This window comes from Serratia sp. HMSC15F11, assembly GCF_001808215.1.
Lineage (GTDB): Bacteria > Pseudomonadota > Gammaproteobacteria > Enterobacterales > Enterobacteriaceae > Serratia > Serratia nevei.
The window spans coordinates 102,525-126,784 of the sequence record NZ_KV792494.1 but is presented as its reverse complement, the minus strand read 5'-3'; the positions used below and the strand labels follow the sequence as shown (position 1 = coordinate 126,784).

Below are 24,260 nucleotides of genomic sequence, written 5' to 3'. Positions count from 1 at the left end.
TCTCCCTGGAAGTGAACGGCATCAGCCGGAGCCGGCGATGCGGCTGTAATAGGCCTGTTTCATCATGCTGTCGTTCAGCAATTTATTGATGGTCTGGTCGAGCACCGGCGTGGTGACGGAGGCCGGCATCAGCGTGGCGGTGATCTCCACGTCGTCGTCGCCAAAGGGTTCGATATCCAGATGCGAGATAAAGCAGTTTTCCCCTTGCAGCACCTGTTTGAATTTGGCCAGCGCCTCACGCTGCTCATGCTCGAAGGCAATGACGCAAATCTGGTAGGTAGACTCGCCGTTAACGTCATTGAAGGGCTGTTTGTTGACCATATTGACCAGCGGGCGCAACAGGGTGTTGGCGGCGAGCACGAACAGCGTGGCGGCCAGCGCATCGCCGTACAGGCCGCAGCCGGCGCAGGCGCCGACCGCCGCGGAGCCCCAGAGCGTGGCGGCGGTGTTCAGGCCGCGGATGTTCATCCCTTCCTTCATGATGGCTCCGGCACCGAGAAAGCCGACGCCGGAGACCACGTAGGAAATGACGCGCACCGCGCCGCCGCTGCCGTCGATGGTCATGGCCAGATGGACGAAGATCGCCGCGCTGGTGGCCACCAGCGTGTTGGTGCGCAGCCCGGCGGTGCGCTGGCGGAACTGTCTTTCGTAGCCGATGGCGGCGCCCAGGACGGACGCGGTCAGCAGCGTCAGCAGTGTATGAATGAAATGCATGATAATAACTCGATGTATTATCCGCTTATCATGAGCCACCCGAGGTGGGGTAACTCTTGATAAACAGGTAGTTAAGTTGGCGGGGTTCCGTCCCGCCAGGCCAGGGCGGCGCTCAGTGCACGGCGGCGATCTGCCGGCTGAGCGTCTCGCTGATTTTGTCCGTCAGCGGCTGCATCCCCTCGCGGGTGCGCGCCTCGCGGCGCTGCGTGATGTGATAGCAGCCGTCGAGGGTGCCGGCGCCCAGCAGGAGGATGCGGTCAGACATCATCACCGCTTCCTCTACGCTGTGGGTCACCAGCACGATGGAGCGGGTTTTGATCTGGCGCATGCTCCAGATACGCAGCAGATCGCTGCGTAGGTGTTCGCCGGTATAGACGTCCAGCGCGGAAAAGGGCTCGTCCAGCAACAGCAGCATCGGTTCTACCGCCAGCGCGCGCGCGAAGCCGACCCGCTGGCGCATGCCGCCGGAAAGCTCGCGCGGGTAAGCGTCGCGGTAGGGCGTGAGCCCGACCAGATCGAGCATTTTCAGCGTCTGGGCTTCGACCACCTGCGGCGGCAGATCCTGCGCCTGCAGCCCGAAGGCGATATTTTGGTAGACGTTCAGCCACGGGAAAATGGCGAAGGTCTGAAACACCATGTTGATCTGCGGATTCGGCCCCGAGACTTTTTTATCCCCCAGCATCACGGTGCCCAGATCCGGCGCGATCAGGCCGGAAAGCATGCGCAGCAGGGTGGATTTGCCCGAGCCGGACTGCCCCAAAATGCTGACGACCTCGTTGTCGTAAAGGCGCAAATTGATTTCATTCAGCACCAGACGTTTTTCTTTACCGGTAGGCTGAACGCTTTTGCTGACGTTATTGACCGTCAGCAGCGTGGTTTTTTTTACCATCATGATCCGTCTCCACCCAATTAAAAATATGAGCATGGAAAAAGGGCCGATATTTATCGCCGGGCAGGCGTAAAATAAATGCGGGTGTAAATAAGCCTGACCGTTATCGGACTGTTAATACGCTTATGCTGGAGGGGTTAGCCCATCGGGCGTGCCGGTGCGGCATGCGCGGAGGCCAGAGGCTGAAGGGTAAAGCGAAGGGATGCTGTAACTGACTCATATCCTGACACTTTCAGGATGCAATGGGATGACTATTGCTCCTGTGACCTCAGCGATTCCAACAATAAAATAAACAACCAACTGTCGCCGTCCATATCATTCTCCCGTTATTTTTCGTGTGGCCATAATACGCGTGCCATAGCCTGTTATTCAATGTGGTTACGCCGAATTATGGCGGCAAAATGTAATTTAATATGAATGCGGGAAAGATTTTCTTTATTCATTAAACGGGGCGTAAACAGAAAGTGCCAGAATGAATATAGGCATCATTTTATGGAAATATAAACCTGAGTTAAACGAGAGAATAAGGGGGCGGGCGAAAGTTAAATCATGAACCGGCCGGAGAGCGTCCTCCGGCCGGGATGGGGATCAGAACTGATACATGATGCCGGTTTCGACGATGTCGTCGGCGCCGGTGCCGACGGCGTTCTGCCGTTGCAGCAGGTTGAGTTTGTACTCCACGTAGGTCGACATGTTGGCGTTGAAGCTGTAATTCAGCGCCAGATCCAGGTATTTGACCAGATCGGCGTCGCCAATGCCGGGCAGGTTGCGGCCGCGCGTTTGCAGGTAGGCCAGCGAGGGCGTGACGCCGGAATCGAAGTGATACTGCGCGACCGCCTCAATAGCGTCCGCGCGGGGGGCGAAGCTGGCGTAGCGATCGCCGTCGACGTAGGTCATGTTCTCGGTACGCGCGTAGCTTGCCGCCAGGTAGAGGTTGTCCTGGTCGTATTTCAGCCCCAGGGTCCAGGCCCGGGCGCGATCGCCGTCAGCCAGGCCGAAGCGCTGTTGCGCCAGCGTGCGCGCAGAGTTGGCGTAGGCGGCGCCAACGTTGAGCCCCACGCCGGTGTCGTAGGTGGCGGAAAAGGCGTAGCCATCGCCGTTTTGCGTCTGGATATCCTTCGCCCGTTGAGCGTCGTCCCCCCGATTCTTCCCCTGATATTGCAGGCCGAGATCCAGGCCGTCGACCAGGCCGCCCAGGCTGCGATTGTGGTAGGTCAGCAGGCCGTTGGCGCGGCCGGTCATAAAGTTGTCGGCCGCTTCGTAGCTGTCGTTGCCGAATTCAGGCAGCACGTCCGTCCAGCCGGCCACGTCATACAGCAGGCCGTAGTTGCGGCCGTAATCCAGGCTGCCCCAGTGGCCGAACGCCAATCCGGCAAAGCCCAGGCGGGTATAGCTGTCGCCCGGTCCGGCGCTTTCCGGCTGATCGAGCCCTGCCTGATATTCCCACTGCCCATACCCCGTCAGCGCGTCGCCGATCTGCGTTTCGCCTTTGAAACCGAAGCGGGTATAGGAGCGGTCGCCGTTATTGTCGGCGTCACTGCTGAAGTAATGCACGCCGTTCAGCTGGCCGTACAGATCCAGTTTATTGCCGTCTTTATTGATGATTTCCGCGCCGCTGGCGGCGGCCGGCAGCAGGATGAGCAGCGTCATCAGCACGCTTTTATGGTTCATTTCAGTTCCCCAAGTGGATGAAAACAGGGCAGTTAACCGGCCGATTGCGCTTGCGCGATTTTTTTGTACAGGCAGCTGCGGATCCGATCGGTGAGGTGCCGCAGGCTTTCCCGGTTGCGCGCCGCACGCGGGAGGTTGACGCTGAATTCGTCGTCGATCCGTTTGCTGGTCGCGTCCAGGATCAGCACCCGATCGGACATCAGCACCGCTTCTTCGACGTCGTGCGTCACCATCACCATGGCGCGCGTGCGCAGCCGGTTGTCTCCCCACAGCGCCAGCAGGTCGCCCCGCAGTTTTTGCGCGGTAAAGATATCGAGGGCGGAGAAGGGTTCGTCCAGCAGCAAGAGGTCGGGCTCTACCGCCAGCGCCCGGGCGAAGCCCACCCGTTGACGCATGCCGCCCGAGAGCTCGCGCGGCCAGGCGTGCTCATAGCCGGTCAGGCCCACCAGGCGCAGCAGCGCCCCCAGCCGCTCGGCGATCGTCTGCGGCGGCAGCCGTTGCGCCAGCAGCCCGAAGGCGATGTTGTCGTACACCGTTAGCCAGGGATAGAGCGCGTAGGACTGAAACACCATGCCGACGTTGGCGCTCGGGCCGTCGACCGGTTTGCCCGCCAGCGTGAGCGTACCGCTGTCCGCTGGGATCAGCCCGGCCAGCATGCGCAGCAGCGTGGACTTGCCCGAGCCGGATTGCCCCAGAATGGTGACGAACTCGCCGGCGTGTACGGTCAGCGTCACGTCGTGCAGCACGGGTTTGGGGCGCTTGTTTTCGCCGATAAACGTCTTGTTCAGCCGGCGGGCGCTGATAATTACCTCTTGAGTCACCATGTGGTTCCCCCTTGATCAGTCATATTTGAATTTGGTTTCCGCGATGCGATACAGCGGTTGCCAGACGAAGATGATGCACAGCGCCACCAGCGCGCACATGGCGGCGCAGCCCAGCGCGGACTCCGGGTTCTTGCCGGCGTCGGTGACCACGGAAATGAACGCGCCCAGCCCGGTGGCGCTGAGGGTGGTGCTGCCCCACTGGATCACCTCGGCGGCGATGGCGCTGTTCCAGGCGCCGCCGGCGGCGGAGATGATGCCGGTCACGATGTAGGGGAAAATTGCCGGCAGCATGTAGTAGCGCCACCAGCGGAAGCGGCGCAGCCCGAAGGTTTCGCTGACTTCGGTGATCTGCGTTGGAATGGCGGAAACGCCGGCGATCACGTTAAACAACACGTACCACTGGGTGCCCAGCATGATCATCGGGATGGCCCACCAGCCGAGATCCTGATGATAAATGGCGATGAAGGCGGCGATCAGCGGGTAGAAAATGTTGGGCGGAATGGCCGCCAGGATCTGGATGATCGGCTGGAAGATCTTCACCAACCGCGGATTCATGCCGATCCACACCCCCAGCGGCGTGAAGATCGCCACGCTGAGCAGCATGGCCGCGGCCACGCGCGCGGTGGTGAGCAACATCCATTCCGGCAGCATGGCGAAGTACTGTTTGGGGAAGTATTCCCACAGCCGGTAACCGAACCAGACGCAGGCCAGCACCACGCCGAGATACCACAGGCTGCGCCACAGCCAGTTTCCCTTGGCGGCGAGTCTGAACAGGCGGTGCAGGCCGAGGGCGTACCACAGCCGCGGCAGCTTGAACAGCCACAGGTCAGCCAGCGCGCGCAGCGTGCGGCCGAGCGCCGCGCCGACGTGCGAAAAGGCCAGACTGTTGTAGAACCACGGATTGCCGAGCGGCCGGCTGGTGGTGACGTCTTCGTATTTGAAGCGCGCGGTATAGCGCACCAGCGGGCGGAAAACCAGCTGATCGAGCAGCACGATGTTGGCGGCCAGCGCGACGATCGCATACAGGATCGCCGGCACGTTTTGCTGCGCCAGCGCTTCGGCGATGTAGGAGCCGACGCCGGGCAGTTCGACCGAGCGATCGCCGACCGGAATGGCTTCGGAGGCCACCAGGGCGAACCAGGCGGCGGATTGCGACACCATGGCGTTCCACAGCAGGCCCGGCACCGAATAGATGAATTCCAGCCGCCAGAAGCGTTGCCACGGGTTGTAATTGAAGCTGCGTGCGGCTTCATCCAGCTCCTTGGGCACGATGCGCAGCGTCTGATACAGCGTCAGCATCATGTTCCAGGCTTGGCCGGTAAACACCGCGAAGATGGCGGTGCACTCCAGCCCCATCACGCTGTGCGGGTAGAGGTTGAGAAAATACACGGTCGTGAAGGTCAGGAACCCCACCAGCGGCACCGACTCCATAAAGTTGACGAAGGGCAGGATCACCCGGCGCAGCGGCGTATAGCGCGCGGCCAGCACGGCGAATACCACAGAAAACAGCAGCGACCAGGCCATGCCGAGGAGAAAGCGCATGCTGGTTCTGAGCGAATAATAAAGCAGGTTCCAGGCATCAAGACTGATGGCAGAGACGTTTTGTTCATTGAAGTCACCGTGCATGTCACCCCAGGCACGAATAAAAAAGGCAATGAAAAAAACACCGATGGCGATAACGATAAAGTCGTTTAAATAACACTTTCTGAAAATAGATGTACCCCGGTTATTTTGCATAACGCAATACCTTATTTTTCCCATAAGAAATCCGTCGGCGCTCGGGGAATATGCCCGGCGACACCAGATAAATACCGCCGTAGCGGTTGAGACAGACGTTGTTTTCGCAGCGGGGCGATGGGTGGGCCGGCAGAGCGGGAAAGGCCGTCAGAAGGGGAGCGGTTGCCGCATTCCGTGTCTTTCAGAATGCAACCTGGATGGCATTACTGAAAGACGCCCAATAGCATTAGCGTAAAACTAAAACTTTCATCGCCCATGGGGCCCTCCTCGGTTTAAATATGGCAGGGAGAGGGTAATGTGTTTCACTAATAAAAAGCAATTGGCGGAATAGGGTTTTTACGGTTGATGTGTAACAGGATAAATATTCATTTTTTAATCGCTATATCCGGAAAATGAAATAACGCATGGTGATGGCAATAAAGGCGGTAAAAATAAATCGCGGCGAAATAAAACGGCGCGCCTGAAGGGGGCGCGCCGCCGTAAATCAATAAACCTGCCTGCCGTTGATGCCGGCGGGGAAAATGCCGGTGGCGAAAATATGCCCGTTGGCCTGGATCTGATCGTCGGGCAGCATCTCCAGCGGGAACTCGGCCGCCAGGCAGCTGAGAAAGGCGTTGCGATCGTCGGTGGTGGTAAAGCCGATCAGATCGTAGAACAGCAGCGAGGCGATCAGCTGGCGATGTTCCGGGATGCGCCGCAGCAGCGCCGCCGACGGGAACGGCAGGTGGAAGAAGAACGCGCAGGCGTTCAGCAGCCCTTGCTCCTTCAGCGCCTGGGCGCAGGGCAGCAGCTGGTAGTCGTCGATGCAGACGATGTCGCCGGGGCACAGGTGCTCGCAGGCGATATCGGCAAACCGGCGGTTCAGCTGCCGGTAGGCGCGGTAGTTTTCCTGCGTGAAATGCGCCTTCTCCGGCTGGTTGTGGAACACCGGCCACAGGCCGTCGTGGTAATAGCCCTGATAGTGGCGGCGAAACTCCTCGATCGACAGCGGAAAGGTCACCTGATCGTAACCGGCGCGTTGGCGGCAACTGATCGGGCGCTGCGCGAAATTCTGCACGTCGCCGTTCCAGCCGAGCCACAGCCCTGGCTCGGCGTCGGCCGCCAGCGTCTGGCCGGCGCAGGCCAGATCCTTACCGTCGCACTGCTTGTTGGAAATCAGCACCAAACGAGACATGGGGGCCTCCTTATCAGTGAAGGGCGCGCAGGGCGTGCGCCGAACCATCGGCGCGCCAGGGCGCTTGCAGAGCGGGCAGCGTGACGCGCAGGCCGCGCAAGGCCGGATGCGCCAGGCAGCAGCGCGTCAGCCAGCTTCCCAGCCCGACGCCGCGGTATTCGGCGCTGACGAACAGTTCACTCACCGACGCGAAGGTGGCGTAATCGGTCACCATGCGGGCGAAACCGAGCAGGTGGCGCTTGCGGTACAAGCCAAAGCACAGGCCGTGGTGCACCAGGCGCTCGGCCGCCGTCCGATCCGGCAGGCTGAGAAAACGCTGGATCGCCTCGATATCCAACAGCTGCCGATCGGTACTGATATGAAAAACGCCTTTGCGCCAGCAGAGTAGCGGCTGCACGGGCGCCCGTTGCGGTTGCATATTCATGATTATCCTTAGGTTAATGAACCGGGTGGTTACAGCATCCAGCCGAGTTCGGCGGCGGTGACCTGTTCCTCGAAGCGGCGCAGTTCGGCGCTTTTGCAGGTGTGCCACAGGGTACAGAACGCCGGGCCGAGCAGCTCGCGCAGCGGATCGCTGTGGCGGAAAAGCGCCAGCGCCTCCTGTTGGCCGAGTGGCAAGGGCGCGGCGTTGTCGCTCTCGCAGCCGTTGGCGGCGGGCGGCAGTGGCAGCGAGTTTTCCAGCCCGTGCAGCAGGCCGCCGAGCATCACCGCAAGCGCCAGATAAGGGTTGGCGTCGGCGCCGGCCAGGCGGTATTCGATGCGCTGGTTGGCGCTGTCGGCGCAGGGCAGGCGCAGCGCCACCGTGCGGTTGTTGTGGCCCCAGGAGGCGCGCAGCGGCACGTGCATGCCGGGGCGGAAGCGGCGGAACGCGTTGATGTTGGGCGCCAGGATCGCCATCGACGCCGGCATCAGCGCCAGCATGCCGGCCATCGCCTGCTGCATGTTGTCGCTCAGTTCGCCCGGCGCGCCGGTCAGCAGGTTCTCGCCGTGCTCGTCCTGCAAACTGATGTGGAAATGCAGCCCGCTGCCGGCGGCGTGGGCGCAGGGCTTGGCCATAAAGCAGGCGTGCTGGTGATGTTGCTCGGCAATCTGCCGCGTTAGGCGTTTCAGCGCCATGATCTGGTCGCAGGCTTCCAGCACGCGCCGGCTGTGATGCAGATTCAGCTCGTACTGGCCGGAGGCGGCTTCGGCCACCACGCCGGTCAACGGCAGGTTTTGCAGGCGCGCGTGCCGTTCGATGTCGCTCAGCAGCGCATGGTGGCGCTCGGGCGCATCCACCGCGAAGCTCTGCGTTGGGTAGGTTTCCGCCTCGGCGGGGTGCTGCGGATCCTGCAGGTAGAACTCCAGTTCGGCCGCCACCACCGGGAAGCAGTTGCGCTCGTGCAGGCGCTTCAGCACCCGTTGCAGCACCACGCGCGGCTCCAGCTCGCAGGCGCCGCCGTCGGCGTTTTGCATCGTCAGCAGCAGCTGGGCGTGGCGTTCGGGATCGCGCGCGCAGGGGCGCAGCGTGCCGGGCACCGGCAGGCACAAGCGGTCTGGCTCGCCCGCCCGTTGCCCCAGCCCGCTTTCTTCAATCACCCGGCCGTGCAGATCCAGGGCGTAGATCGACAGCGGGAAGTAGCAGCCTTTTTCCAGCCCAAAGGCTTCGGCGATCGGCAGCCGCTTGCCGCGCAGCTGGCCGTTCAGATCGTGCAGATAAATATCCAGCTGTTCGGTCTGCGGATAGCGCTGCAGGTAGTGTTCCAGCTCTTTGTGGAAGGCGCGCGTTGGCGAAGCGGGCAGCTCCGCCAACAGCGGATTGAAGCCGATGATATTAGCATGCATGGCGCGCTCCAGAACGGCGACCGATCACGGCCAGAGGCAGGGATAAACGCATGGGACAACTCTCTTGTGAGGCCATAGCGGCGATGTGAAAAGGGTATCTGCGGCGGCAAAAACTGTCTGTAAAAACGCCGTAACGTTAACGGGGCGCGGAATAAAAATGCCGTAAAGAATGCGGCGGCGTTGGCGGGTTGGCCGCGCCGGCACGGTCTATACTGGCGAGACGGGCCGTTGAAGGAGAGGCAATGATGAAGAGAATAGGGCTGCTTATCGCCGCGCTGGCCGCGTTCAACGCCACCGCGTCTTCCCCACAGGCGTGGGCTAAGAGCGAAAGGGCGATGCGCGCCGCCTGCCTGAAAGCCAGCGGGCTAAAAAACGCCAGGGTGGAAGGGGATATTATTCACTACGGTGATGACGTCGGCTATTCGGCGCTGTTTATCGGCGGGCGCTACCCGCAGCCGTTTATGAAAAACAAGCCGGGCAGGGAGCTGTGCTTATATCAGCGCGCCACGCAGAAGGCGGCGGTGCAGGCGGTGGAGGGGGATTAGACCGACTTCAGGAGATAGTTCAGGAGACACATGATGACTAAGAGTGCTCCTTGTATCATTAATAGTCTGAAATCATTACGGATCCAACTTTGTAGCCTTGGTGATGAAGCAGTTCGAACGAAGTCGTAGGTTTTGGGGCTTAGCCAAACGTTGCGAGTCAGTTTTAATTTCCGGTTGTTCAAAATCCAACGAAACCACTGGGCTTTTAGTGAAACACCGATGAAGTTAAGGTTGTCCGCTATCACGACAAAAAGTGGAACAGGGTGTTTACTCACCACATAGTGTTGATAAAAGAGAACAAACTCTTTTTTATGAAGTCGATAGTAAATAAATTGGATAATAGCGGTAAGAAGGCAAAGAAAGAATAGTAATACCACTAAGAGTTTTATCTCTTTTATGTAGGGATCAATATAATTGATCATTTTTATACGTTGATTTTAATGAGATAAATAAAAATACAGCCCACGGTGGTAATAATGGCCTCTACGAGCAAAAGTATAAAATCCATCGCCAGCCACTTCTGTAGCTCAGGAGAGGCGGTTTTTTGCACGAAATCGTAGGTTTTCGCATCGAGCCAAACTTGATCCCTTATTTTTATTTTTTTCCTTTTCAGAATCCAAAGAAACCACTGTGCTTTCAATGAGGTTCCAAGCATGCCGAGGCTATCGGCAAAGGCGACGTAGGGCGGAATAAAATGTCCGCTGCCGGCGTAACGTTGATAGAAAGCATCAAACTCTTGTTTATGGCGACGGTAACCAATGAACTGGATGCAGGCGCTTAAAACCAGCAGCGTTAAGCATAATATGACAATGGTTTTCATTGAGTAGCCTGAATCACGATATTCTCGCTATTATCATAAAGATCAATGCCATGATGAAGAGCACGCCTTCCAGCGCCAAAAGCGTGCCGTTGTTTTTCATCCAGGTCTGCAAGCGTTCGGATGATGAAAGACGAACAAATTCATAGGTCTTGGCGGGAAGATATTGGTTTTTCTTCACCTTGATTTTCTTGCCGCAAAGGATCCATCTGAACCATTGGACTTTGATGGAAGTACCTAAAGAGCCAAGGCCATCGGCAATCGCGACGTGAGCAGGGACAAAGTGGCCCTGTTGGGTATAGCGTTGATAAAAAACATCGAACTCACGTTTATAGCGACGAGAGTAAATATATTGAACAAGCCAACAAAGTAAGAGCAGCACGGCTGCAATAAGTGATGCTGTTTTCATGAGTCAGTCACCAAAAATAAAACCTGTAGCCGTATCAGATAAAGAACCACCGAGCCAACCACCGGCGGCTCCACCAGCAGCCGCACCCGCTATGCCACATGCTAACGACCCAACGCCACCAGTGGCGACGCCTAATACAACTCCGCATAGTAACATTCCCCCAGCGGCACCTAATTCGCCGCCTTTGATACCGAAGGCAGTACTTGCCGCAAAATGACTGTATCCCTTCACCGCGATCTTGGCGCACTCCTGTTCGCGACCGGTGGTGCAGGCATTGTAGACCTCGTTGGTGGTATTCAGCCCGCTCAATCCGATGCCGATCCAGCCGCCGGCTTTCATAAACTTGGCCGCCCGGCTGGCGCTGTCGACGTAGTTCGAATAACCCTTGATGGCGCCGACGCCGGCGGTGCTCCATTCATGCACCAGCGATTTACTGGAGAGCCCCAGCGCGTGTTTGATTTGCGCATACTCTTTCATATTGAGTTGAGCACGAGTAAGGCGATTCAGTAACGGTTTTAATGTACCGAACAGCCGCGCTCGTTCCACCTGAAACTGGGTGCCAATCAACGCGCCACTCGCTCGGAACTGATTTTGGTAGGTTTTTTCAATCTCGACCAGGATATTTTTGATCTGGCTGAAGTAGCGTTCTCCGGCATCCGAAGCCAGCCCGACGACCGTTTCCCCATAGCTGGTGAAGGCGGCGATAGCGGCGTAATTGCGGTGCAAGAAGGCAGAGAAATCGCTGTCACCGGCTTTCACCGCTTTGCTGGTGCGGCTCTTGGCCTGCATCAGGGCGGCGATCTGCGTAGATTGATGATGATTGCGCGGATCGGCGACGATCAGCATTTGCCCCGGTTGAACCAGCGGCGTATCGGCATTGAGCTGCATAAAAAAGCGTGCCGCTTCCGATGGCTTGCCACCGAACAGGTAGTTAGCGTGGAAGGCGAGCGAGCCGGTTTGTTGGGCGATGCAATAGCCCGGTGCGATGCTGCTGGACTTCTGTTCCATGTCGAAAAGCCTCCTTATTTTTAGAAAACTTAACATTTTCTACAGGGTGGTAACAGGTTCTGGCTCACGCTCTCGATCGGAGAATCATCTGAAAACAGCGGTATTTCGCTAAATCTGCCACTCCTTTCCTCTTTTCGATTGAATTGCTGAATGGTGTCCTATCGGTTTCTTTTGCGAGTTGCCAGGCAAAACGCCAGCGGCGGTCTGGAGAAAATTATATATTCCGGTCTATCGTCTTGTCATAGATTGTACTCTATAATCAGGAGATGCCATGTGGACGGTAATGACAACGGAAGAGTTTGATCGGTGGCTCTGTGAACAGGATGAATCGACGCAGGAAAAGGTGTTGGCCGCGCTGGTGATGCTCGAGCGTGCAGGGCCTTCTCTTCGGCGGCCTTTTGTCGACGTGCTGAGAGGCTCGTTGCATCCCAACATGAAAGAGCTGCGTATTCAGCACAAAGGGCGGCCGATTCGCGCTTTTTTCGCCTTCGATCCGGCGCGGCAGGCGATTGTGCTGTGTGCGGGCGACAAAACGGGTAATGAGAAGCGGTTTTATAAAGTGATGCTGCCCATCGCGGATGCGCAGTTCACCCAATATTTGATGTGTTATTTCAAGGAGTAATCCATGAGCACCCTAAAGCAACTGCTGGCCTCCCGCACCCCGGAGAGCCGCCGGCGCATCGAGGAAATGGCCGAAGAGATGCTGTTTGAAGCGCACCTGCATCAGCTGCGGGAAGCGCTGAATATTTCCCAACAGGAACTGGCGAAAACGCTGGGCATTTCCCAGCCTTCGGTCGCGGCCATCGAAGGGCGCGGCAATGAGCTGAAGATTTCGACCCTGAAACGCTACGTGGAAGCGATGGGCGGCACGCTGCGCCTGGACGTTGAGCTGCCGGGCGGCAAGCACGTCGGGTTTACGGTTTAAGCGCAGGCTACCCACCGCTCCCCGCCATTTCCCGTTCGATCACCGTCGCCAGAGCCTGCGCGGCGGAAGAGAGTTGGTGCTGCGCCAGGCGGATCAGGCCCACGCGCCGTTCGATGATCGGGCCGATCAGCGGCACGCAGACCGCCCCCAGCTCATCCATCTGTTTCTCGCACAGCGCCGGCACCGCGCTGGCGCCGAGACCGTTGGCCACCATACGCCCGACCGTCACCAGCTGGTGGCTTTCAAACGCCACCTCCAGCGTTCGTCCGCTGCGGGCCAGCTCCTGCTCCAGCAGTAGCCGCACCGCCGATGGCCGCTGCAGGGTGATGAAATCCAGCGTCAGCAGCTCCTTCCAGCTTACCTGCGCCTTGCGCGCCAGCGCCGAATCCTTCGGCACCACCGCCAGAAAGCGATCGCGGCACAGCGGGGTGAAGTGCAGGGTGTCGCTGGGCTCCGGCTCGAAGGCGATGCCCATCTCCACCCGCCCTTCGCGGATCATTTCAAACACCTGCTCGTTGATGACGTCGTGCACCGCCACGTTGATGCCGGCGTAGCGATCGCGAAACGCCTTGAGGATCGGCGGCAGCGGGTTGCCGGCGAACGACGGCATGGCGGCGATCGCCACCTTGCCCATCTGCAGGGTGAAGCGCTGGCGCATCGCCTCTTCCGCGTTGTCCCAATCCGCCAGCAGCTGGCGTGCCATCGGAAAGAAGGTTTCCCCCTCCGGCGTCAGCGTCACCCGGCGGGTGGTGCGCAGCAGCAGTGGCCCGCCCAGCGCGTCCTCCAGCCCACGGATCGCCAGGCTGAGTGCCGGCTGAGAAATATTCAGCCGCTCGCTGGCCTGGGCGAAGTTCAGAGTGTGAGCTACCGCTAAAAACGCGCGTAACTGTTTGATGCTCATTTTCATTTTGGCTGGCGTTAACTCTTTGTTAATTGTCGGTTAACGAATTATTGATAAAAATTCTAAATGAATGCGACATAAAAACAAAATTAACAAATCATTTTTGTGACCTGAAGATGCCCTCACGCAAGCCAGGGCATTTCGCCCTGCGCCGCAACATGCAGGGGCAACGATATGGCAGGGCTCGACAAACGCGTCGGCAGCTACCAGGAAGCGCTGGCAGGCCTGACGGACAACATGACGGTGCTGGCGGGCGGCTTTGGCCTGTGCGGCATCCCGGAAAACCTGATCGAAGAGATCCGCCGGCGCGGCGTGCGCGGGTTGACGGTGGTCTCCAACAACTGCGGCGTCGACGGGTTCGGCCTCGGGCGGCTGCTGGAAACCCATCAGATCCGCAAGGTGGTGGGATCTTACGTCGGCGAAAACGCGCTGTTCGAGCAGCAGGCGCTCAGCGGCGAACTGGAGGTGGATCTCACGCCGCAGGGCACGCTGGCGGAGAAGATCCGCGCCGGCGGCGCCGGTATCCCGGCGTTTTTCACCGCCACCGGTTACGGCACGCCGATCGCCGAAGGCAAAGAGGTGCGCGAGTTCAACGGCCGCCCTTACATCATGGAAACCGCCATCACCGGCGATTTCGCCATCGTTAAAGGCTGGAAGGCCGATCACTTCGGCAACGTCATCTACCGCCACACCGCACAGAACTTCAATCCGCTGATGGCGACCGCCGGGCGCATCACGGTGGTGGAAGTGGAAGAGATCGTCGCACCGGGCGAGCTGGATCCGGCGGCGATCCACACCCCCGGCATCTACGTCGACCGGCTGATTCAGGGCACCTTCGAAAAGCGTATCGAACAACGCACCCTGCGGGCATAAGGAGAATTTGCATGCTTACCCGTGAACAAATGGCGCAGCGCGTGGCACAAGAGCTGCGGGACGGTTACTACGTCAACCTGGGCATCGGCATCCCGACGCTGGTGGCCAACTACGTGCCGGCGGGCATGGACGTGATGCTGCAGTCGGAAAACGGCCTGCTGGGGATGGGCGAGTTCCCGACCGAGCAGCAGCTGGACGCCGACATGATCAACGCCGGCAAGCAGACGGTCACCGCGCGTATCGGCGCGTCGATCTTCGATTCGGCGCAGTCGTTCGCCATGATCCGCGGCGGCCATGTCGATCTGACCGTGCTGGGGGCGTTTGAAGTGGACGTCGAGGGCAACATCGCCTCGTGGATGATCCCCGGCAAGATGGTCAAAGGCATGGGCGGCGCGATGGATCTGGTGGCGGGGGCGGAGAACATCATCGTGGTGATGACCCACGCCTCGAAGGGCGGCGAGTCCAAGCTGCTGCCGCGCTGCACGCTGCCGCTGACCGGCGCCAACTGCATCCGCAAGGTATTGACCGATCTGGCCTATCTGGAAATTGAAGACGGCGCCTTCGTGCTGCGCGAGCGCGCGCCGGGCGTCAGCGTGGCGGAGATTGTCGCCAAAACCGCCGGCCGCCTGATCGTGCCGGAGCAAGTGCCGGAAATGCGTTTCTGAGACAGGAGGTGAATGTGCAACAACGTGAAGTGGTGATCGTGGCGGCGACGCGCACGCCGGTCGGCAGTTTTCACGGCGCGCTGGCGCCGTTGACGGCGGTGGAACTGGGCACGGCGGCGGTGCAGGGTCTGCTGGCGCAAAGCGGGGTGGCGCCGCAGCAGATCGATGAAGTGATCCTCGGCCAGGTGCTGACCGCCGGCTGCGGGCAGAATCCGGCGCGCCAGACCGCGCTGAATGCCGGGCTGCCCGTGACGACGCCGGCGCTGACCATCAACAAGGTGTGCGGCTCCGGTTTGAAGGCGGTGCATCTGGCGGTGCAGGCGATCCGCAGCGGTGACGCCGAGGCGGTGATCGCCGGCGGCCAGGAGAGCATGAGCCAGTCGCCTTACCTGATGGCCGGCGCGCGCGCCGGTCTGCGCCTCGGTCACGCGCAGATGGTGGACAGCGTGATCCACGACGGCCTGTGGGACGCCTTCAACGACTACCACATGGGCATCACCGCCGAGAACCTGGCGGAGAAATACGCCATCAGCCGCGCCGAGCAGGACAGCTTTGCGCTGCGTTCGCAGCAGAAGGCGCAGGCGGCGCAGCAGGCCGGGCGGTTCGAGCGGGAGATCACGCCGGTGACGGTGCCGAAGCCGAAGGGCGAAGCGTTGCTTGTTAAGCACGACGAACAGCCGCGCGATACCAGCCTGGAGGCGCTGGCGCGGCTGCGCCCGGCGTTTCGCAAAGAGGGCACGGTGACCGCCGGCAACGCCTCGTCGCTCAACGACGGCGCCGCCGTGGTGCTGCTGATGAGCGCGGAAAAAGCCGCCGCGCTGCGCTTGCCGGTGCTAGCGCACATTACCGGTTACGCTTCGTCGGGCGTCGATCCGGCGATCATGGGCATCGGCCCGGCGCCGGCCGCGCGCCGCTGCCTGGAGAAAGCCGGCTGGCGGCTGGAGGAGGTCGATCTGATCGAAGCTAACGAAGCCTTTGCCGCGCAGGCGCTGGCGGTGGGCAAAGAACTGGGCTGGGATGCGGAGCGGGTCAACGTCAACGGCGGAGCGATCGCGCTGGGGCATCCGATCGGCGCGTCCGGCTGCCGCATTTTGGTGTCGCTGCTGTACGAAATGCAGCGCCGCGGGGTGAACAAGGGGCTGGCGATGCTGTGCATCGGCGGCGGGCAGGGCGTGGCGCTGGCGGTAGAGCGCCCGTAAACAACCGAGGAGGGCACGATGCAGTCATCTGACTATGCGGTACTGGGCGCCGGATTGATGGGGGTGGGCATCGCCACCCACTTTATTCGCCACGGCCATGAGGTGCTGCTGTATGACCCGGATCCGCAGCGCCGGGTGGAGGCGCCGGCGGTGGCGAGCGGCATTCTGGCCGAGCTGAGCGACGTCGGGCAGTTTGATAACGCTGGGCGCGACGCGGCGCTGGCGCGCCTGCGCGTGACCGGCGAGCTGAACGACGTGGCGCGCGCCCGGCTGCTGATCGAGGCGATCCCGGAACGGCTCGAGCTGAAGCACGCGCTGTATGAGCAGTTGGAAGGGCTGATCGCCGACGACGCGGTGATTGCCAGCAACACCAGCGGCCTGCCGCCGGACGAGCTGGCGGCGCGCATGACCCACCCGCAGCGCCTGCTGATCGCCCACTTCTGGCACCCGCCGCACCTGATCCCGCTGGTGGAGATCGTGCCCGGCCGCGCCACCGAGCCGCGCCATCTGGCGGCGGTGCAGGCGCTGCTCGGCGGGATGGCGCTGGAGGCGGTGCTGCTGGAGCGCGCCGCGCCGGGGTTTGTCGGCAACCGGCTGCAGTTTGCGGTGCTGCGCGAGGCGCTGCACATCGTCCACAGCGGCATCGCCAGCGCCGAGGTGGTGGATCAGGTGATGCGCGCCTCGCTGGGGCGGCGCTACGCCATGGTTGGCCCGCTGGAGGCCGCCGACATGACCGGGCTGCCGACGGTGGCGGACATCGCCCGCCACCTGTTCCCGGAACTGGCGACCGGCGACGAGATGATGGCGCTGGTGGAACAGCGGCTGCAGCGCGGCGATACCGGCCAGCGCAGCGGCCGGGGATTTTATCTTTGGGATGACGCACGCAGGGAACGCATTCAACGGCGACGGGCGCATCAGCTGCGCTTTGCGCTGAAACCGTAATTTCGCACTCCGTACCTGACAATAACAACGATACTGAGGTGACCGATGAGCGTTTTGATTGCCCTGGCAGCACTGGGATTACTGATGCTGGCCGCCTACCGCGGCTACAGCGTGATTTTGTTCGCCCCGATCGCCGCGCTGGGCGCGGTGCTGTTGACCGATCCCGGCGCGGTGGCGCCGACCTTCACCGGGCTGTTTATGGAGAAGATGGTCGGCTTCGTGAAGCTCTACTTCCCGGTGTTCCTGCTGGGGGCGGTGTTCGGCAAGCTGATCGAGCTGTCCGGCTTCTCCCGTTCGATCGTCGCGGCGGCGATCCGCATTCTCGGCCGGCGTCACGCCATTCCGGTGATCGTGCTGGTGTGCGCACTGCTGACCTACGGCGGGGTGTCGCTGTTCGTGGTGGCGTTCGCGGTCTATCCGTTCGCCGCCGAGCTGTTTCGCCAGAGCGGTATCCCCAAGCGGCTGATCCCGGCCACCGTGGCGCTCGGTGCCTTCTCCTTCACCATGGACGCCTTGCCCGGCACGCCGCAGATCCAAAACATCATCCCGACCAGCTTCTTCGGCACCAATGCCTGGGCCGCGCCCTGGCTGGGGCTGATCGGCTCGCTGTTCATCATCGCGGTCGGTCTGCTGTATCTTGAACGCCAGCGGCGCAAAGCGCAGCTGAAGGGAGAAGGGTACGGCACCGATCTGCTGAACGAGCCGGAAACCCCGGACGACATCAACCTGCCGAACCCGCTGATCGCCATCCTGCCGTTGATTTTGGTCGGGGTATTCAACCTTGGCTTCACCCATTGGATCCCGCAGTGGTACGGCGCCAGCCACGAGCTGACGCTGCCGGGGCTGGCCAAGCCGATCGCCACCGACGTGGCGAAGATCACCGCCATCTGGGCGGTGGAAGCGGCGCTGGTGTCGGGTATTCTGCTGGTGGTGGTGTTCGGCTTTCGCAATATTCGCGGCCGGCTGGCGGAAGGCAGCAAGACGGCGGTCGGCGGCGCGATCCTGGCGGCGATGAACACCGCCTCCGAATACGGCTTCGGCGCGGTGATCGCCGCGCTGCCGGGCTTTTTGGTGCTGTCGCAGGCGCTGTCGGCGATCCCTAATCTGCTGCTGAACGAAGCGATCAGCGTCACCCTGTTGGCCGGCATCACCGGATCGGCCTCCGGCGGCATGAGCATCGCGCTGGCGGCGATGTCCGACAGCTTTATCGCCGCTGCCCATGCGGCACAGATTCCGCTGGAGGTGCTGCACCGGGTGGCCTCGATGGCCAGCGGTGGCATGGACACCTTGCCGCACAACGGCGCGGTGATCACCCTGCTGGCGATCACCGGCCTTAGCCACCGGCAGGCCTATGGCGGCATCTTCGCCATCACCCTGATCAAGAGCGCCGCGGTGCTGTTCGTGATCGGCGTGTTCTACCTGACCGGCATTGTTTAAAGGAGCGATACCATGAGTGTACAAGGCAAAACCGCGCTGGTGACCGGCTCGACCAGCGGCATCGGCCTCGGGATAGCGTCCGTGTTGGCCGCCGCCGGCGCGCGCGTGATCCTCAACGGCTTCGGCGACGTGGAGCAGGCGCAAGCGCAGGTCGCGCGGCTGGGCGCCGCGCCGGGGTATCACGGCGCCGATCTCGGCGATGCGGCCCAGATAGCGGACATGATGCAGTATGCCGAACGCGAGTTCGGCGGCGTGGATATTCTGGTGAACAACGCCGGCATTCAGCACGTGGCGCCGCTGGATCAGTTCCCGGTGGAGAAATGGAACGCCATCCTCGCCATCAACCTGTCGGCGGTGTTCCACACCTGCCGATTGGCGCTGCCGGGGATGCGTGAGCGCAACTGGGGGCGCATCATCAACGTGGCGTCGGTGCACGGGCTGGTGGCGTCGAAAGACAAGTCGGCCTATGTGGCGGCCAAGCACGGCGTGGTGGGGCTGACCAAGACGCTGGCGCTGGAGACCGCGCGCACGCCCGTCACCTGCAACGCCATTTGCCCCGGCTGGGTGCTGACGCCGCTGGTGCAGCAGCAGATCGACAAACGCATTGCCGCCGGGACCGACCCGCAGCGGGCGCGCGATGAGCTGTTGGCGGAGAAGCAGCCTTCGCAAGCGTTCGTTACGCCAGAGCAGCTCGGTGAGCTGGCGCTGTTCCTGTGCAGCGATGCGGCGGCGCAGGTGCGCGGCGCCGCCTGGAACATGGACGGCGGTTGGCTGGCGCAGTAGTGAATTCTCTCTCTCGGAGCGCGCAACGCGCTCCGTCGTTATTTCCCGCCATCAGTTAATTCCCCTGCGTGACGGTTTATCTGCGGCAATAATATTTATTTGTTATTTGCTATTTTTATTCCCGGATAATCACGCCGGTTTATTTTGGGTGAAACGTGCGGATTGGTTTATTTCGTGCTGCGGTTATTACATTATTTTTCTCTGCGTTACATATGAACACGTTTTTGCTGAAATTAAATCCAACCTGAAATAATGACAGGTTATGGCGTGAATCTTTATATCTTGCGTGCGCTGTTCACATCGGTTAATTATTTCTGCGTGGCTTAAGACCACCGTGTTTATAACAATAATTTTTTCGGGCAGGGGTAATAATGAGAAAAAATACAACGCCAATATTCATTGGCGGCGTCTTGCTGTCGGCGTTATCCGCCGGCGCACAGGCCGAGATCACCATTCTGGATAAAAACCCGCAGAGCAATGTGTTGCTGGCGCCGCTCAGTATAAAAGTGGGCGGCAGTATTCGCCCCGAGTGGATCTTCAATAACGGCCCGGAGCCGGGCTATGACAAAAATGGCCACGACGGCGGCACGCGTTTTCGCTTCAGCGGCGACTATGCGCTGACGCAGGACACTTCGATCATCGGCTACTACGAGTGGGGCGTCGATCTGGCGCATGCGCTCAGCTGGGACGGGCACTATAACGAAGACGGCAAGCGCGACTATCAGCGCCAGCTGTACGCCGGTTTCAAAGACGATCGTTACGGCACCCTGACCTACGGCCATCAATACGGCATCTATTATTCGGTGGTCGGCATCAAAAGCGACGTCTGGGATAACGATGGCCATGCGGGTGGCACCGGCATCGGTATTTCCGGCGACTACGACGGCGGCAATAAACCGAAAAACAGCATCAAGTACACCAATGATTTCGGGCCGGTAACGCTGTACGCCAACTATTTATTGCCGGAAGACGATCTGCACACCGCGGATAACCTGATTTATCGCCGCAAGGGCGGGGGCGGGCTGGGCTTCGATTACAAGGTGACGAAGGATTTCACCTTCAGCGCGGCCTACAGTTATACCGACGCGAAGATCAAAGACAATCTGTACAGCGAAAAGGATTATCACCAGCAGCTGTCCGGCACCGCGTTAACCTGGCAGCCGAACAACTGGTACATCGTCGGCACCGCCAGCTACTACAAAGACTATGTGCCGAGCACCCGCCAGCGCACGCTGTCGCACTTCTTCGCCGGTGACGGCTACGGGCTGGAAGGCTTCGTCGGTTACACCTTCAATATCGACAAGCCGTTCCTCAAATCGATCCAGCCTTACGTGGCGGCGGACTCGCTGCGGCTGAAGGGTGACGAGGCGTATCACGCCAACCACGTTTACCTCGGCGCGGGCACCACCATCGGTTACGGTCTGTCGGTGTATGTGGAGCGCACGCTGGCCAACAGCAGCGACAACGAGCCGGACTCCACCTGGATTACGGTGTTCTACGACTTCTGATTCTCACCTGCTTCAAGCCGGCGCCTGCGCCGGCTTTTTCACATGGTAATTGCGCCGCCCAGGGTCTCTCCAGAGGCGTTGCGCTCCGCCAGGTAGCGCGCCGGCGGTTTGCCTACCGCCTTTCTGAACATGGTGACGAAGCCGCTGGCGCTCTCGTAGCCCAGATCCAGCGCCACCGTCTGTACGCTCTCGCCCTGCGTCAGGCGCTGCAGCGCCAGCATGACGTGCAGCTGGCGCCGCCAGTGGCCGAAGCTCATACCCATCTGCTGTTGCAAGGTGCGGCTGAGGGAGCGCTCGCTCATGCCGATGCGCTGCGCCCACTGCCCGAGGGTGGATTTGTCCGCCGGGCTGCTCAGCATGCCTTCGGTCAACTGCCGAATGCGCGCGTCGTCGGACACCGGCAGATGCAGGTTCTCGATCGGCGCGGCCGCCAGCTGGTCCAGCAATACCGCCGTCAGGCGCCCTTCGGCGCCCTGTTCGTCGTAGAGCGGCTCGAAGGTGCTGGCCTGCAGCAGCAGCTCGCGCAGCAGCGGCGAGACCGACAGCGTGCAGCAGTTTTGCGGCAGACCGGCGGCGGCATGTTGATCGACGAACAGGCAGTAGGCCTCGGTGGAGCCGGCGCCCTGGGCGTTGTGCAACACGTTGCCCGGCATCCACAGCGCGCACTGCGGCGGCACCAGCCACAGCCCGTTTTCCACTTCGCAGCGGATCATGCCGCGTACCGTGTAGATCAGCTGCGCCTTCTGATGGCGGTGCGGCTCCACTTCCCAGTCCTGTTCGAGGGTCGAACCTTGCAGGGCAAACAGCGGGCGTGGCACCTGATCGATATCCAGACAGTGGCGGGGGATCTGTACTTTCATGAGAACAATTCTCAATTTGGCGGAATTGAAAAGTATTATGTCCTGATTGCGCAATGTGGTCTAGCGCCGGTGCCGATAAAGTAAGCGCCAGTCCTACACCCTTTCCTGAGGAAACTGATTATGTCATTGGATACCGCCGATTTTCCGCTGGTATGGATGCGCCAAAACGGGCGCGATACCCAGGCCGAACTGGCCGAATTCAGCGCGCTGCTGGCGCGCGCCGAACCCTTTGTCCTGATGACCGACCGCAGCGTCGGCGATGAAGAACAAGAACATGACCGCGATGCCCGCACCCAGGTCGCGCTGTGGAAACGCGATAACCGCGAGGCGCTGAAGCTGTGGGTGAAAGGCATGATCATGCTGGAACCGGACGACGCCAAACGCGCGGCGGCGGAAGAATTCGCCGAATACGGCGCCAAGTTCTGGGGTTATCCGGTGCTGGTGGCCGCCGATGCAGCCGCAGGGCGGGTATTGGCGCAGACGTTATTGTTAAAATAAGGGGAATACCATGCACCAGCAACAGGTGATTGAACAGCTGCTGGCCTGGATCGAGCAGAGCCTGGATCAGCCGCTGACGCTGGACGACATTGCCGCCAAGTCCGGCTACTCCAAGTGGCATTTGCAGCGGATGTTCAAGCAACATACCGGCCATATTCTCGGCACTTACGCCCGCCGCAGAAGGCTGACCGCCGCCGCGCGCGAACTGCGCCTGACCGGCACCAGCGTGGCCTGCATCGCCGATACTTACCAGTTCGATTCGCAGCAGACCTTCACCCGTTGCTTCCGCAAACAGTTCGGTCTGCCGCCGGCCAGCTATCGCCGCAGCCAGGATTGGTCGAGCTACGGCCTGCAGCCGCCGCTGCGGCTGACCGAAACGCCGTTGCCGCAGGCCGACATCGTGACGCTGCCCGCCATGCAGCTGGTGGGCAACACCCAGCGCCGCAGCTTTACGCTGGGGCAGCTGGCGGCTTCCAAGTGCGAGCTGCGCCGCCACGCCTGGCGGCAGCTGCTGCAGCCGCAGGCGCTGCCGGAGGTGGTATACGGCCTCACCAGTCTGGAGGTTGACAGGCAACGCCGGGGTAATCCGCGCATGGCCTATACCGCCGCTCTGCCGGACGAAGGGGCGATGGGGGAGCGGGTGACTATCGAACAGGGGGAGTATGCCCGCTTCACCTATCAAGGGCAGGCGGAAGGGTTACAAAACTTTATCGTGCGGCTGTACGACACCGCGATGCCGCAGATGAACGCCGTCCGCCGGCCGGGGCAGGATATCGAGCGTTTCTACCCGGCGCAGGAGGGCAGCTGCCCGCTCGGCGGCGCGGCGATCCGCTGCGAATATCTGATCCCTATTCGGCGGGTGGAAGCGTTGGCCGCCGCCGGTTAGGCGGCGGTTCTCGCAAAAAGTCGCCTTCGTGGCGCGTCAGGTTACAAAAAATTGCGATATTACATCGGTAATGGTTCACACTTTGATTGATGTGCACATATAATGCGCATCCGGTCAAATCCCCCCTGGTTTTTCAGGCCGCAGCGCCGTTGGCTGCCGGCTGAAATGCAACGGGGTAAAGTGGCCGTAGAAACCGATATCCATAATCGCCAGTGGCCTTGACCAACACGAAGATGAAAATGAGCATTCGCGCGTTATTAACCCTGTTTACGGCACTGGTTGCATTCAGCCAGGCTGCCTTCGCCGTCGTCTACCCGCTGCCGCCAAAAGACAGCCGTTTGGTGGGCGAGAATATCCAAATCACCGTACCGGAAGACAGCAAACTGCCGCTGGAAAGCTTCGCCGCCCAGTATCAGATGGGGCTGAGCAACATGCTGGAGGCCAACCCGGGCGTGGATCCGTTCCTGCCGAAGGCCGGCAGCACCCTGACCATCCCGCAGCAGCTGATCCTGCCGGACGCGCCGCGTGAAGGCATCATCATCAACAGCGCCGAGATGCGTCTGTACTACTACCCGAAAGGGTCCAACACCGTGGTGGTGCTGCCGATCGGTATCGGCCAGCTGGGTAAAGACACCCCGCTGAACTGGACCACCACCGTACAACGCAAGAAAGACGGCCCGACCTGGACGCCGACCGCCAAGATGCGCGCCGAATATGCGGCCGACGGTGAAATTCTGCCTGCGGTGTTCCCGGCCGGCCCGGATAACCCGATGGGGCTGTATGCGCTGTATGTTGGCCGCCTGTATGCGATTCACGGCACCAACGCCAACTTCGGCATCGGCCTGCGCGTGAGCCACGGCTGCGTGCGTCTGCGCGCCGACGACATCAAGTACCTGTTCGAGAAAGTGCCGGTCGGCACCCGCGTGCAGTTCATCAACGAACCGATGAAAGCCACCGTCGAACCGGACGGCTCGCGCTACGTGGAAGTGCACAACCCGCTGTCGGCCAACGAAGAGCAGCTGCAATCGAAAGATCCGGTGCCGCTGACCATCTCCGCGCCGGTCGGCAAAGTGCTGATGGACGCCGGCGTCAACCAGAGCGAAGTGGACGCGGCGATCAAGGCCCGTTCCGGTATGCCGGTGAAAGTGAACTGATCGCCTCGGGCTTCAGT

General features: G+C 60.8%; 26 protein-coding genes. 13 read left to right on the top strand and 13 right to left on the bottom strand.

Annotated elements, in window-relative coordinates:
• Positions 1 to 21 precede the first annotated feature (21 nt).
• The 8 genes from HMPREF3138_RS19120 to HMPREF3138_RS19085 form a co-directional block, all read right to left on the bottom strand.
• Positions 22 to 714, bottom strand: a complete 693-nt coding sequence (locus HMPREF3138_RS19120; protein ID WP_019453282.1) for an MgtC/SapB family protein — start codon at positions 712 to 714, stop codon at positions 22 to 24.
• A gap of 112 nt (positions 715 to 826) precedes the next feature.
• Positions 827 to 1,606, bottom strand: a complete 780-nt coding sequence (locus tag HMPREF3138_RS19115; RefSeq protein ID WP_038878291.1) for an ABC transporter ATP-binding protein — start codon at positions 1,604 to 1,606, stop codon at positions 827 to 829.
• Between the two features lie 585 nt (positions 1,607 to 2,191).
• A complete protein-coding gene (locus tag HMPREF3138_RS19110) occupies positions 2,192 to 3,274 on the bottom strand; it encodes a porin (protein WP_038878294.1) in 1,083 nt (360 codons plus the stop codon).
• A gap of 32 nt (positions 3,275 to 3,306) precedes the next feature.
• A complete protein-coding gene (locus HMPREF3138_RS19105; protein ID WP_038878297.1) occupies positions 3,307 to 4,098 on the bottom strand; it encodes an ABC transporter ATP-binding protein in 792 nt (263 codons plus the stop codon).
• A 15-nt stretch (positions 4,099 to 4,113) separates the two neighbouring features.
• A complete protein-coding gene (locus tag HMPREF3138_RS19100) occupies positions 4,114 to 5,724 on the bottom strand; it encodes an ABC transporter permease (protein ID WP_204275924.1) in 1,611 nt (536 codons plus the stop codon).
• A 595-nt stretch (positions 5,725 to 6,319) separates the two neighbouring features.
• A complete protein-coding gene (locus HMPREF3138_RS19095; RefSeq protein WP_038878301.1) occupies positions 6,320 to 7,009 on the bottom strand; it encodes a trehalose-6-phosphate synthase in 690 nt (229 codons plus the stop codon).
• A gap of 13 nt (positions 7,010 to 7,022) precedes the next feature.
• Positions 7,023 to 7,433 carry a GNAT family N-acetyltransferase gene (locus tag HMPREF3138_RS19090; protein ID WP_038878303.1) on the bottom strand — a complete coding sequence of 137 codons (411 nt, stop codon included), beginning with the start codon at positions 7,431 to 7,433 and terminating at the stop codon, positions 7,023 to 7,025.
• A gap of 29 nt (positions 7,434 to 7,462) precedes the next feature.
• On the bottom strand, positions 7,463 to 8,833 hold the full coding sequence (locus tag HMPREF3138_RS19085) for a glutamine synthetase family protein (RefSeq protein WP_038878305.1): 1,371 nt from the start codon (positions 8,831 to 8,833) through the stop codon (positions 7,463 to 7,465).
• A 245-nt stretch (positions 8,834 to 9,078) separates the two neighbouring features.
• On the opposite strand from HMPREF3138_RS19085, the gene HMPREF3138_RS19080 reads away from it, so the two are divergent.
• The gene (locus HMPREF3138_RS19080) at positions 9,079 to 9,378 is read left to right on the top strand and encodes a hypothetical protein (RefSeq protein ID WP_080213355.1); all 300 of its coding nucleotides are present in this window, start codon (positions 9,079 to 9,081) and stop codon (positions 9,376 to 9,378) included.
• 424 nt (positions 9,379 to 9,802) lie between these two features.
• On the opposite strand, the gene HMPREF3138_RS19070 is transcribed toward HMPREF3138_RS19080, so the two are convergent.
• The 3 genes from HMPREF3138_RS19070 to HMPREF3138_RS19060 are packed head-to-tail and all read right to left on the bottom strand — an operon-like array spanning position 9,803 to position 11,612.
• Complete coding sequence (locus HMPREF3138_RS19070) at positions 9,803 to 10,198, bottom strand: hypothetical protein (protein ID WP_038878315.1); 396 nt, start codon at positions 10,196 to 10,198, stop codon at positions 9,803 to 9,805.
• Between the two features lie 13 nt (positions 10,199 to 10,211).
• Positions 10,212 to 10,604, bottom strand: a complete 393-nt coding sequence (locus tag HMPREF3138_RS19065) for a hypothetical protein (RefSeq protein WP_038878318.1) — start codon at positions 10,602 to 10,604, stop codon at positions 10,212 to 10,214.
• A 3-nt stretch (positions 10,605 to 10,607) separates the two neighbouring features.
• On the bottom strand, positions 10,608 to 11,612 hold the full coding sequence (locus HMPREF3138_RS19060) for a hypothetical protein (RefSeq protein WP_038878320.1): 1,005 nt from the start codon (positions 11,610 to 11,612) through the stop codon (positions 10,608 to 10,610).
• Between the two features lie 271 nt (positions 11,613 to 11,883).
• Between HMPREF3138_RS19060 and HMPREF3138_RS19055 the strand changes: the two genes are divergently transcribed.
• Positions 11,884 to 12,234 carry a type II toxin-antitoxin system RelE/ParE family toxin gene (locus HMPREF3138_RS19055; RefSeq protein ID WP_038878324.1) on the top strand — a complete coding sequence of 117 codons (351 nt, stop codon included), beginning with the start codon at positions 11,884 to 11,886 and terminating at the stop codon, positions 12,232 to 12,234.
• Positions 12,235 to 12,237: 3 nt separating this feature from the next.
• The gene (locus tag HMPREF3138_RS19050; protein WP_019453270.1) at positions 12,238 to 12,537 is read left to right on the top strand and encodes a helix-turn-helix domain-containing protein; all 300 of its coding nucleotides are present in this window, start codon (positions 12,238 to 12,240) and stop codon (positions 12,535 to 12,537) included.
• A gap of 7 nt (positions 12,538 to 12,544) precedes the next feature.
• On the opposite strand, the gene HMPREF3138_RS19045 is transcribed toward HMPREF3138_RS19050, so the two are convergent.
• Positions 12,545 to 13,444: a LysR family transcriptional regulator gene (locus tag HMPREF3138_RS19045; RefSeq protein ID WP_038878327.1), complete on the bottom strand. Its 900-nt coding sequence runs from the start codon at positions 13,442 to 13,444 to the stop codon at positions 12,545 to 12,547.
• A gap of 168 nt (positions 13,445 to 13,612) precedes the next feature.
• Between HMPREF3138_RS19045 and HMPREF3138_RS19040 the strand changes: the two genes are divergently transcribed.
• From HMPREF3138_RS19040 to HMPREF3138_RS19010, 7 genes are all read left to right on the top strand, one after another.
• The gene (locus tag HMPREF3138_RS19040; protein ID WP_004933280.1) at positions 13,613 to 14,311 is read left to right on the top strand and encodes a CoA transferase subunit A; all 699 of its coding nucleotides are present in this window, start codon (positions 13,613 to 13,615) and stop codon (positions 14,309 to 14,311) included.
• 11 nt (positions 14,312 to 14,322) lie between these two features.
• Complete coding sequence (locus HMPREF3138_RS19035; RefSeq protein WP_038878331.1) at positions 14,323 to 14,976, top strand: CoA transferase subunit B; 654 nt, start codon at positions 14,323 to 14,325, stop codon at positions 14,974 to 14,976.
• Positions 14,977 to 14,990: 14 nt separating this feature from the next.
• Positions 14,991 to 16,175 (top strand): acetyl-CoA C-acetyltransferase, encoded by a 1,185-nt coding sequence (locus HMPREF3138_RS19030; protein ID WP_038878334.1) that lies wholly within the window; start codon positions 14,991 to 14,993, stop codon positions 16,173 to 16,175.
• Positions 16,176 to 16,193: 18 nt separating this feature from the next.
• A complete protein-coding gene (locus tag HMPREF3138_RS19025) occupies positions 16,194 to 17,117 on the top strand; it encodes a 3-hydroxyacyl-CoA dehydrogenase family protein (RefSeq protein WP_038878337.1) in 924 nt (307 codons plus the stop codon).
• 45 nt (positions 17,118 to 17,162) lie between these two features.
• On the top strand, positions 17,163 to 18,554 hold the full coding sequence (locus tag HMPREF3138_RS19020) for a GntP family permease (protein ID WP_038878340.1): 1,392 nt from the start codon (positions 17,163 to 17,165) through the stop codon (positions 18,552 to 18,554).
• 12 nt (positions 18,555 to 18,566) lie between these two features.
• The gene (locus HMPREF3138_RS19015; RefSeq protein ID WP_038878344.1) at positions 18,567 to 19,337 is read left to right on the top strand and encodes a 3-hydroxybutyrate dehydrogenase; all 771 of its coding nucleotides are present in this window, start codon (positions 18,567 to 18,569) and stop codon (positions 19,335 to 19,337) included.
• 371 nt (positions 19,338 to 19,708) lie between these two features.
• Complete coding sequence (locus HMPREF3138_RS19010) at positions 19,709 to 20,845, top strand: porin (RefSeq protein ID WP_038878347.1); 1,137 nt, start codon at positions 19,709 to 19,711, stop codon at positions 20,843 to 20,845.
• Between the two features lie 38 nt (positions 20,846 to 20,883).
• Here HMPREF3138_RS19010 and HMPREF3138_RS19005 read toward each other — a convergent pair whose 3' ends face one another.
• Positions 20,884 to 21,705, bottom strand: a complete 822-nt coding sequence (locus HMPREF3138_RS19005; RefSeq protein ID WP_019453262.1) for an AraC family transcriptional regulator — start codon at positions 21,703 to 21,705, stop codon at positions 20,884 to 20,886.
• Positions 21,706 to 21,825: 120 nt separating this feature from the next.
• Between HMPREF3138_RS19005 and HMPREF3138_RS19000 the strand changes: the two genes are divergently transcribed.
• The 3 genes from HMPREF3138_RS19000 (at position 21,826) to HMPREF3138_RS18990 (ending at position 24,243) form a co-directional block, all read left to right on the top strand.
• Positions 21,826 to 22,203, top strand: coding sequence for a hypothetical protein (locus HMPREF3138_RS19000; protein ID WP_038878350.1), 378 nt, complete (start codon positions 21,826 to 21,828; stop codon positions 22,201 to 22,203).
• 10 nt (positions 22,204 to 22,213) lie between these two features.
• A complete protein-coding gene (locus HMPREF3138_RS18995; protein WP_033652832.1) occupies positions 22,214 to 23,089 on the top strand; it encodes a helix-turn-helix domain-containing protein in 876 nt (291 codons plus the stop codon).
• Positions 23,090 to 23,322: 233 nt separating this feature from the next.
• Positions 23,323 to 24,243: a L,D-transpeptidase family protein gene (locus tag HMPREF3138_RS18990; protein ID WP_038878352.1), complete on the top strand. Its 921-nt coding sequence runs from the start codon at positions 23,323 to 23,325 to the stop codon at positions 24,241 to 24,243.
• Positions 24,244 to 24,260 lie beyond the last annotated feature (17 nt).